This is a genomic window from Methylorubrum suomiense, assembly GCF_022179765.1.
Classification (GTDB): domain Bacteria; phylum Pseudomonadota; class Alphaproteobacteria; order Rhizobiales; family Beijerinckiaceae; genus Methylobacterium; species Methylobacterium suomiense.
Map to the genome: position 1 here is coordinate 164,226 of NZ_BPRE01000001.1, position 10,573 is coordinate 174,798.

The window sequence follows — 10,573 nt, forward strand, 5'->3', positions numbered from 1 at the left end:
GCTTGCCCGGGCCGCGAGCGCCCGCTCGCCGTGCTTCCAAGGAGGCCCTGACCCATGTGGCGCGCCCTCGTTTTCCTGGCCCTTCTGGCCCTCGCGGCCTACGGCGCCGTCTGGATCGCCGACCATCCGGGCACCGTGAACGTCGCCTGGAACGGCTACGACGTTCAGATGAGCCTCGCGATCGCGCTGACCGGCGTGCTGGTGGCGGCGATCGTGGTCGCCCTGATCTGGGCGATCGTCACCGGCGTCATCGGCCTGCCGGCGAGCATCAGCCGCTCCACCCGCGAGCGTCGCCGCAACAAGGGCCTCGCCTCGCTCTCCCGCGGCATGATCGCGGTGGGCTCCGGCGATCCGCTGGCCGCGCGCCGGCATGCGAGCGACGCCGAGCGCCTGCTCGGTTCGCAGCCCCTCACCCTGCTGCTCAAGGCGCAGGCCGCCCAGATCTCGGGGGACCGGGACGCCGCCGAGCGCGCCTTCCGCAGCATGGCCGACGATCCCGAGACGCGGGTTCTGGGCCTGCGCGGCCTGTTCGTCGAGGCGCGCCGCCGCGAGGACGATACGACCGCCCGCGCCTACGCCGTCGAGGCTGCGCGGCTCGCCCCGAGCGTCACCTGGGCCAATGAGGCCGTGATGGAGGCGCATTGCGCCGACGGCGACTGGTCGGCGGCGACGGAGACGGTGGAGCGGCGGGCGTCGCTCGGCCTCATGGACAAGCACGCCGCCCGCCGCCAGCGCGCGGTGCTGCTCACGGCGGCCGCCCAGAGCAACGAGGCCGGCGCACCCGACACCGCCACCGAGCAGGCGCTCAAGGCCGTCAAGCTCGCCCCCGACCTCGTGCCCGCCGCCGTCATCGCCGGGCGGCTGCTCGCCCGTCGCAACGATCTGCGCAAGGCCGCCAAGATCATCGAGGCCGCCTGGAAGGCGACGCCGCATCCCGAGCTCGGCCGGGTCTATCTCAACCTGCGCACGGGCGATTCCGCCCGCGACCGCGTGGCCCGGGCCGAGACCTTGGCCAAACTCTCCTCCTGGGATCCCGAGGCGCGGCTGGTGCTGGCGCAGGCGGCGACCGAGGCCAAGGAGTTCGGCCGCGCCCGAGAGACGCTGGCCCCCCTCCTCGACGATCGCCCAACCGTGCGGGTCTGCCGGATGATGGCGCGGATCGAGGCCGCCGAGCATGGGGCCGACAGCGGCCGGTCCCGCGAATGGCTCGCCCGCGCCGCCCGCGCGCCGCGCGATCCGTCCTGGGTCGCCGACGGCGTGATCTCCGAGCGTTGGGCCCCGATCTCCCCGACCACGGGCCGCCTCGACGCCTTCGTCTGGAAGACACCGCCGGAGATCCTGATGGGCCCGGAGGAGGAGGACGCTCCGGCAGCGGAGGCCGAGACTGCCTCTCTCGCAGCGGCGCCCCCCGCGGCCTCCGTGGGCACGACGCCGACGGCCCTGCCGGCCGGCACGATGACGCCCGCCTCCAAGCCGGGATTCCTGGAGACGGGCGCCGGGACCGCGGCCGCGCCCTCGGCATCGCCCGCGCCCGCCTCCGCGTCGGCGATCCCCCCGGCCCCGGTGCCGCCGGGAACCCCGACGGAGCGCCCCCGCCGCATCGCCTGATCCAGGAGGCCGGGGCTTTGGGGATCACGCCGAAGGGCGATGGTCCCCAAAGCGGAAACGCAGCGGCTTGCCAGAAGCCGATGCCCCGGCTACAGCACGACGCCCGCCGCGCGGGACCGCACCGAGCCCGAACGCTCACGCCGGTCCCCGGTGGGCTCCGGAGGGGTGGCCGAGTGGTTGAAGGCGCACGCCTGGAAAGTGTGTATACCGGAAACGGTATCGCGGGTTCGAATCCCGCTCCCTCCGCCATCTGACTTTCAGAGACAATTACTTCACTAGTGGCCCGTGCCATCAGCAGCGCCGAGGTTTTTCTCAGCTTGATGCTCGGGAGAGGCGTACGCGCAGAAGCCGAACAGCAGGCTTCGCAGACCTCAAGGATTGCTCCGCCTAAGGTCGCCGGAACTGCACATCCCAAGGTCCATCCTCAGAGCGATTGAACGGACTGGCTCTTGGGCGGATCGCTCGCGATCCGCCGCCAGCACGCATGTCCCCGAATGCCGGTCCCGGCAGAGATGCGTCGGCAGGTCCGTCAGAAGGTGAAGGACGCGGACACGACGAAGGTGCGCGGCGCCGCGACGGTCACGAAGGTGCCCGTGGTGAGCCAGTACCGGTTGTCCGCGACGTTCTCGACGTTGAAGCGGAACACGGCGGGCCGCCCCGCCACGAGCGAGGCGTAGCGGAAGCCGAGATCGAACCGCGTCCAGTCGGGAAAGCGCACCGTGTTGGCGCTCGTGAGGTAGGAGCCGGACGTGTAGAGCACCCTTCCGTTCACGGCGAGGCCCGGAACCCAGGGCGTGTCCCATTCGAGACCGGCTGAGACGGTCAGATCCGGCACGCCGGCGGCCAGGTTGCCCCGCTGCAGGGGATCGATCGGCTTGGTGAGTTCCGGGTTCAGGAACGTGGCGCTGGCAAAGCCCCGCAGGCTCGGCAGAAGCGCGCCGTAGGCGGAGAGTTCCAGGCCCCGATTGCGCTGCTCGCCATTGTAGGCCAGGGCGTTGGCTGCCGTTTGCACCAAGTCGGGTCGGCTGATCTGGAAGAGCGCCGCCGTCGTCGTGACGGTGCCCCAATCGATCTTGACCCCGACCTCCTGCTGGTCCGACTTGAAGGGCGCGAGGATCGCACCGGCATTGCTGTAGCCGGCACCGACGACGGTGCCCGCGGTCAAGCCCTCGGCATAGTTCGCGTAGAGCGAGACGTTCTTCCACGGCTTGACCACGATGCCGGCGAGCGGCGAGGTGGCATCGGCGTTGTACCCGCTGGTCCGTGCCTGGGTGGAGGGATCGTAGCCCGTCTGGTCCACGACCTGGTAGCGGACACCCGCCGTCAGCAGGACGGTGTCGTCGAGAACGGACATCGTGTCGGCCAGCGCCACGCTGGTGAGCGTCGTGTCCGCGTATCGCTGCGGCGCGATGCGCGCGCCGTTGACCGCGGGGAGCGGAGACGGCCGGTAGATGTTCGACGGCACCGACTCGTCGGGCGTGTTCGCGACATAGGCGTAGCCGTCCTCCCGGCTGAACCCGGTGAACACGAGGTTCATCGCGTGGTTGACGAATCCGGTGTCGAAGCGCGCCTTCGCGCCGGCATTGCCGCTCACGGTGCTGCTGTAGGAATCGTAAAAGGCGTTGATCAGACGAAAATTGCCGAACTGATCGACACCGTTTGAAATTCCGAAGACGCGCGAATCGGGGAAGGTCTGCCGGTTGCTCCCGGCGCGATAGCCGATCCCGCCATAGACGGTCAGCCAATCCGTCAGGTCATACTCCAGGAAAGACGCGATCGTATTGTCTCTCTGCCGGAGTTCCGTTCCCGGAAACCAATTGCTCCGGGCATTGGGGGGACGGGGGATGAACGGAATATCCGACAGGAAATTGATCTGCGGACGGAAATTCCGCGTGTCGTCGTTCTGCGAGATGGCATCGAGCGCCCAGCGCAGACGCTCCCCCTGATAATCCAGCGACAGGGCGCCGAGCCCCGTTTGCAGGTTGCCGTCGTTGATCGTGGCCTCGCCGGTGCGCCCCAGACCATTGAACCGGATGCCCCATTCCTTGTTCTCGCCGGCGCGCGTGCTGGCATCGAGATGGACGCCGAAATTGCCGGCGCCGATGAATTGCGGCGTCACTTGAACGAAGGGCAGGTCGAGCGCCCGCTTGGTGACGATGTTGATGCTGCCGCCGACGCTGCCGCCCGGCGGAATGCCGTACATGAAGGCGCCCGGCCCCTTCAGCAATTCGATGCGCTCGATGTACTGCGCCGCAACGCGATTCGAGGACACCAAACCGTAGAGACCGTTCAGGCCAACATCCTGGGCTTGAACGGGGAATCCACGAATGACGAACTCGTCGCTGAACCCGTTGCTCGCCGTCGTGAGGCGAACCGACGCGTCGTTGACGAGCGTATCGGCAGCAGTACGTGCCTGCTGATCTTGAATGATCTGCTGGGTGAAGTTGACCGTACTGAATGGTGTGTTCAGGACATCCTTGGTGCCGAGCACGCCGAGCGATCCGCCACGCGCGATCTGCCCGCCCGCATAGGGGGGCGGCAAGTCCCTCAGAAGCCCGACCCCCTGCCCTGCTCTTCCGGACCCGACGCGCTCTCCCGCGACCGAGATCTCTTCGAGCTGCGTGGCGGCTTGCGCTCTTGCATCCGAGACCGAGCCTATCCAGCACAGTCCGAGCGAGGCAGCACCGATCAATGCGCACATTGACCTTGCTGAAGACACCGAATTCAAGTCACGCACGCACATGCCCTCGCATTGAGGACCGTCATTCGAAAGTTTAAATGCCCAAATTGGAACGGTTATAACCTTCGAAGACGATCACTCATCTATTTCTCGACTAAGGCATCACGCATACGTGAACAAGCAGATTCATAATGCAAAATCGATTACGTGCTTTTAACGCAACAAAACAGAACTATTCTAAACCACTCGGCTCTCTCTGCTACGGATGCCCGTCAGCGAAGATTGACCGTCCGAGAGGACGGTGATGTCGGGTCTCACCCGCTGGAAAGATCGCTCATACGAACAACGACTTCACCGACAAATCGCAACAAACCGACCCATAACTTCCATTTCAATATTGATTACATAGCTACATCTTCCGAATATGACGACAATCCGTTCAAAAAAGCTTTGAATAGAAAATTCTAATCTTCGACGCCCGATGTATCACTCATGACAGTGACCGTGATGGACGTTTCGGGGCCCTCTATCGAACGTAAGCTTCCGAAAATTGCTCGATATCTCCACGTTAACGATGCGTTAACCATTATCTAAAATGCTCTAGCAAGCCGCTTCGCTTCGAGGTTGCCCCCTGCTCTCCTCTTGGCCGGCCATTCCGTGACACAAGGGCTCTTCTCCTCGATCCGCAGCCTGCTCGCCTTGCTGCTCGCGTTGGCCACCGGCTTCGGCGGCCTCGTCGTGGTCGGAACGGGCGATGCGGGGAACGGCGGAGGCATTCGCGGCAGCAGAAGCGGGCGAGAGAGCGCGGCACTGATCGCGGAGCGGATCGAAGAGGCGCTGCTCTCGGTCGGGCGCGATCTCAGCCTGGTCGGCGAGAGCCTTGCCGCGCAGACGCCCGAAGCGGCGGGCGATGCGGCGGGCCGCCTGTTCGCCGCGTGGCGCCGGCTTCGTCCGGACGACGCCAACATCCTGTTCGCCGACCGGGGCGGACGGATCCTCGCAGCCTCGGCGCAACGGATCGTCGGGGGCGACGTATCCGGCAGTCCGTGGTTCGCACGATCCCTTCAAGGCGTGGTGATCGGGGAATCGGCGGAGGGAAGCCGAGCCGGCGCTGCGGTGGCGCGCAACCTGATCGTTGCGGCCCCTGCGGGCGGCGGCACCTCCGCTGCCGGTATCGTCGCGGTGCAGCTCGATCAGAGCTGGGTCGATGCCGTGGTCACCACGGCCCGGCGGGCCTTGGCGGATGGGGCGCAGGGCCTGTCGATTCAGGTGTTGAACGGTTCGGGACGCGTCCTCCACCGGTCCGGCCCGGAGATGCATGGCTCGGAAGCCAGCGTCACGGTCGGCGATGTCCGCCAGGGCGGCGTCGGATGGCTCGTGAGCGTGCGCGCGCCGGAACCGCCCATGCCCGGCTCCCCCGTCCTTCTTCTGCTCGCCGCCGTCCTCCTCATGGCGGGCCTCGGATGGCTCGTCGGCGGATGTCTGACGCGAAACCTCGCCTATGCCTCGGCGCTCTGCCGTCATGACACCGGGCGGTCGAGGCCGGGCTGGATCCTGACCCGCGACCTCCACGATCTGACCACCCGCCTGCGCGCCCTCGTCGAGCTGAGCCTGAGCCGGGAGCGCCTTCTCCAGGAGAAGCGCATCGCCCTGGCCCGCAGCCGCGACCGCATTCGTGCCATTCGGAACCTCTCGGGTTCGAGTTGCTGGGAGATCGATCTCAACACCGGGCAGGTGATCTGGACCGATGGAGACGAGGCCGCTTCCGAACGCGCCTGCACCCTGAGCGATGTGCTCGCCCATCTCGAACCCGACGATCGGCCGGCCTTCGGCCAAGCCCTCGCCACGGTTCGGGCCGACCGGCACGCCGTGCGCGACGTGGTCGTGCGCACCCGCGCGGGCGGCGAGCGCATCTCCGGTCGCCGGCTCGCCCTTCGCTTTGCGGCCGGCCGCGCCGACTCGACCCGCCTTTACGCCCTGAGCCGCGCCTACATGGAGCCGGCCCGCGAGGCGCAGACCGCCCCGCCTCCGTCGTCGGCGGCCGCCCCCTCACGCCTCGAGAGCGGCGGCCCCGACCTCGACAGCGCCCTCACGGCGGCGATCGCGGCACTTGGAACCTTCATGGGCGACGCGTCCGAGGGCTGCGGCCGAAGCGGGCGCATTCCGGCCACGGCCCTGCGCGGCGCGGTGCCGTCGCATCGCGTTCGGGCCTCGAGCCGACCGGGTCCTGGGCCGACCCGTACGGAGGCCGCGGCCTTCACGCTCGCGGCGGCCCTCGAAGGCGTGGTCACGCTGATCCGCGAATCCGCGCGACCCGAGATGGCGCGGGTGCCGCCGCGGGAGACCGACCTGCCGCCCGTAAGGCGCATGCGGGGTTGAGCCGAACGCGGCGGGGTGACGGATCGCGCTCGCCACCCTCCCACCGTCTCGATGGGGCGGGACGGGTGACCTGACCGGATTTCGGGGGCTCGGCTTGCGAGAAGGGACATTGTCTGAGTCGGCAGCGGAGGGACGACAAGCGGGCCAACAGCCAAACCAAGCCCCGGCCGCGTTCGAGGAGGCCACCACCTTCACGGCGCATGGCTGTCGGTCGAAGCGTTGACGCCGACCCCATCAATCTGACGGCTTGGCTGGCCGATCTGCCCATGATTTCGACCGATCATCGCGTCCAACGCATCGTTGTGCCGATTATCGCAACAGATTTGCCATCATTTTTGGCAGAAATATGCCCCGCGGCTTCAAGACTCGACAGCAGATATTTCGAACCCAAGAGCGGAGAAACAATCTTATCGCAGTGCTCAGGCATCGCGAAAAAATCTCCCGATATGTTCCATATGATATTTTTCGAATGGTCGAATCACCAATGCGATGGCTAATGCCAAAATGACTCTATCGGCATCGCATGGGCCATATTCATGACTGCGTTAACCACTTGTTAACACTATGAATGCTTCCTGGATCCGACACAAAAATAGCCGATTTCACGCGAGCATTGGGGGCCTGCGTGTTTCACAGTCCAACACATTTGACGATTCTACTCGGCTGCCTGGCGCTCGCGCCGGGCGGAGCGCGCGCAGCTGATTTGCCAGCGGGCGGAGCGCGCGGGGCCGACTGGTATACGGGGGTCGAGCGGGAAGTCGCGCGCGAGGACTGGATCGTGGCCGTGGATGCCAGCGCCACGGTGACCACGAACAGCTCCGCCTTCGGTACGATCACGGCCACGATTGCCCCGGTCGCCACGCTGCTCGACAGCGGCCTGCGCGTGCGCCTGCAGGGTGTGGCCGGAACCTACAGCTATCCCGGCGCCGCAGTGCGCCAGACCGTCACCGGCGTGCAGCAGGAGGGGACGCTCCTGCTCGGCTACGAGTGGATCTGGCAGCAGGCGGCGCTCGCCGGCTATGTCGGCATGAACGTGCGCAGCAACGAGCTGTCGATCGTCGATCCCGGCAATCCCGTGGTCGGCACGGGTCTGGGCGTGAAGGTCGCGGCCGACCTTTACGTCAATCCCACGGACAACACGCTTCTGGCCGTGAACGCGTCCTACTCGACGCTGTTCAACGCCTATTATGCGCGGGCGCGGGCCGGGTTCGCCATCGCACCCGGTGTGTTCATCGGTCCGGAGGTCACGCTCCTTGGAGACAACTTCTTCAACGGTTGGCGGGCGGGCGGACACGTGACCGGCTTCGCCGTTGGGCCGATGAAGTTCTCCCTCGGGGCCGGCTACGCCTTCGATCGCATCCGCAAGGGCGGATACTACACCAGCATCGACGGCCGGATCGCCTTCTGAGACCGAACGGGCGGCCACGACGGGCCGCCCTCTCCCGCTTGATCGACTGACCGGGATTGGCCCGATGCCTCCCTTCCTCACCCGTGCCACCTGGCTGATCAGCGCCGCGCTGACGCTGCTGCTCCTGTCTCAACCGCTCAGCACGACCGTCCAGCTCGAAATGAGCATCGGCGCCATCGTGCTCATGGCCCTCCTGTGGCTCGTCGCCAAGGGACAGACCGGACGGCTGACCTTCCTGGCCATCGGCAGTCTCGTCGTGCTGCGCTACATCTACTGGCGGCTCTCCAGCACCCTGCCGCCGCTCAGCGATCCGATCAACTTCGGTGCGGGTCTGCTTCTGGTCGGAGCGGAACTCTACTGCTTCTATATCCTGGCGGTCAGTCTCGTGATCAACGCGGCGCCCCTGTATCGGGCACCGCCGCCGCAGGACGAGGACGACGACCTCCCGACCGTCGACATCTTCGTGCCGAGCTACAACGAGGACCGGCACATCCTCGCGACGACCCTCGCAGCGGCCAAGTCCATCGATTATCCGGCCGGCAAATTCACCGTCTGGCTGTTGGACGATGGCGGCACGGACCAGAAATGCGCCGATCCCGACCCGCGCAAGGCCGAGGAGGCGCGGGCCCGCCGCAAGGTGCTGCAGGCGCTCTGCGCCGATCTCGGCGTCTCCTACCTGACCCGCCGGCGCAACCTGCACGCCAAGGCCGGCAACCTGAACAACGGCCTCCAGAACTCGGTCGGGGAAATCGTCGTCGTTCTCGATGCCGACCACGTCCCCTTCCGCTCGTTTCTACGCGACACGATCGGCCATTTCGCGGTCGATCCCAGGCTGTTCCTGGTGCAGACGCCGCACGCCTTCCTCAATCCCGATCCGATCGAGCGCAACCTGAAGACCTTCGATCGGATGCCGTCGGAGAACGAGATGTTCTACGCGGTGGGCCAGTGCGGCCTCGACAAGTGGAACGGCTCGTTCTTCTGCGGCTCGGCCGCCCTGTTGCGACGCCGGGCGCTCGACGAGGCCGGCGGCTTCTCCGGCATCACCATCACCGAGGATTGCGAGACCGCGTTCGAGCTGCATTCGCGCGGCTGGACCAGCATCTACGTCGACAAGCCCCTGATCGCCGGCCTGCAGCCGGAAACCCTGTCGGACTTCATCGGTCAGCGCTCGCGCTGGTGCCAGGGCATGCTGCAGATCATGCTGCTGAAGAACCCTGTCCTCAAGAGCGGTCTGAAGCCGATCCAGCGGCTCTGCTACCTCTCGAGCATGACGTTCTGGTTCTTCCCGCTGCCGCGCCTCGTCTTCATGGCCGCGCCGCTGCTGTACATCTTCTTCGACATGAAGATCGTCGTCGCCAACGTCGATGAGGCGATCGCCTACACCGCGACCTACATCGTCGTGAACTTGATGATGCAGAATTATCTCTACGGCCGTGTGCGGTGGCCCTTCGTCTCGGAACTGTACGAATACGTTCAGGGCCTGTTCCTGATCAAGGCGACCGCCTCAGTCATCATCTCGCCCCGCAAGCCCACGTTCAAGGTGACGGCCAAGAACGTCAATCTCGACCACGATCAGCTGTCGCCCCTGGCCCTGCCCTACTTCCTCGTCTTCGCAATCCTGTCCATCGGGGCGCTGGTATCGGCCTATCGCTACACCTTCGAGCCCGGGGTCACGAACCTGATGCTGGTGGTCGGGTTGTGGAACCTGTTCAACCTCATCACCGCCGGTGCCGCCCTGGGCGTGGCCGCCGAGCGGCGCCAGACCGAGAAGGCCCCCTCCCTGGCCGTCGACCGGCCGGCGGTGCTGAATCTCAACGGGATGGCCCTCGACGTCACCGTCGAGCGCATTTCGGGCGCGGGCTGCCGGATCCGCATGGACGCCGTCGTGCCGGTGCGCCGGGGCGGCGACACCATGGTCGGGACGCTCTCGGCGCTGCCGCAGGCCAACCTTCCGCTCCTGAGCCATGCCCGGACGATCCCGGTGCGCCTCGTCGGCGTGACCGCAGCGGGCGAAGAATCGGTGTGCGATCTCGTCTTCGAGACCCTCACGCCCGGCAGCTACTTCGCCCTTGCCGACCTGATGTACAGCGACGCGGGCGCGATGAGCCGCTTCCAAATGCGGCGGCGCACCCACAAGGACATCGTGTCCGGGACGCTGCAATTCGTCCGCTGGGGATTGTCCGGCCCGGTCAGGGCTTTCGCCTACCTGATGACGACCACCGCCGCCCCCAAGGCCGAGGAGCCTGCCGCCCGGCCGCGCAAGGCCGAGCGCCAGCGCGCCGCCGATGCGGGTCGCCCCGCCGATGCGCCATCCGCTCGCGCGGCGGAGGCCCGCAACGCGGCAGCCCCCTCGTCCGAGGGATCCCCGGGCTGGCTCCATCAGATGGTCGAGTCGGAGGCCGCCACCGGCGGACCCGAACGCGACCGCCGCACCGCCGACCGGCCGGAACCGGCGCTGCTGCCGACCCGTGCCGGCTGAGCCTCACCGCGTGCAAGAC

Annotated in this window: 5 protein-coding genes and 1 tRNA gene; 5 read left to right on the forward strand and 1 reads right to left on the reverse strand. The window is 66.8% G+C overall.

Annotated features, from left to right (window positions below; translation table 11 throughout):
• The first annotated feature begins 54 nt into the window (after window positions 1-54).
• Together MFF26_RS00765 and MFF26_RS00770 are read left to right on the forward strand one after the other, a co-directional pair.
• Entirely contained in the window at window positions 55-1,608 is a 1,554-nt protein-coding gene (locus tag MFF26_RS00765; RefSeq protein ID WP_137829486.1) for a heme biosynthesis protein HemY, read from the forward strand.
• A gap of 159 nt (window positions 1,609-1,767) precedes the next feature.
• Window positions 1,768-1,857 (forward strand) — tRNA-Ser (locus MFF26_RS00770).
• 280 nt (window positions 1,858-2,137) lie between these two features.
• On the opposite strand, the gene MFF26_RS00775 is transcribed toward MFF26_RS00770, so the two are convergent.
• The gene (locus MFF26_RS00775; RefSeq protein ID WP_238307384.1) at window positions 2,138-4,309 is read right to left on the reverse strand and encodes a TonB-dependent receptor; all 2,172 of its coding nucleotides are present in this window, start codon (window positions 4,307-4,309) and stop codon (window positions 2,138-2,140) included.
• A 636-nt stretch (window positions 4,310-4,945) separates the two neighbouring features.
• Between MFF26_RS00775 and MFF26_RS00780 the strand changes: the two genes are divergently transcribed.
• The 3 genes from MFF26_RS00780 to bcsA all read left to right on the forward strand — a co-directional run bounded on the left by MFF26_RS00780 (window position 4,946) and on the right by bcsA (window position 10,554).
• Complete coding sequence (locus MFF26_RS00780) at window positions 4,946-6,667, forward strand: response regulator (RefSeq protein WP_137830365.1); 1,722 nt, start codon at window positions 4,946-4,948, stop codon at window positions 6,665-6,667.
• 703 nt (window positions 6,668-7,370) lie between these two features.
• Entirely contained in the window at window positions 7,371-8,075 is a 705-nt protein-coding gene (bcsS, locus tag MFF26_RS00785) for a cellulose biosynthesis protein BcsS (RefSeq protein ID WP_238307385.1), read from the forward strand.
• Between the two features lie 64 nt (window positions 8,076-8,139).
• Window positions 8,140-10,554 (forward strand): UDP-forming cellulose synthase catalytic subunit, encoded by a 2,415-nt coding sequence (bcsA, locus tag MFF26_RS00790; protein WP_137830364.1) that lies wholly within the window; start codon window positions 8,140-8,142, stop codon window positions 10,552-10,554.
• Window positions 10,555-10,573 lie beyond the last annotated feature (19 nt).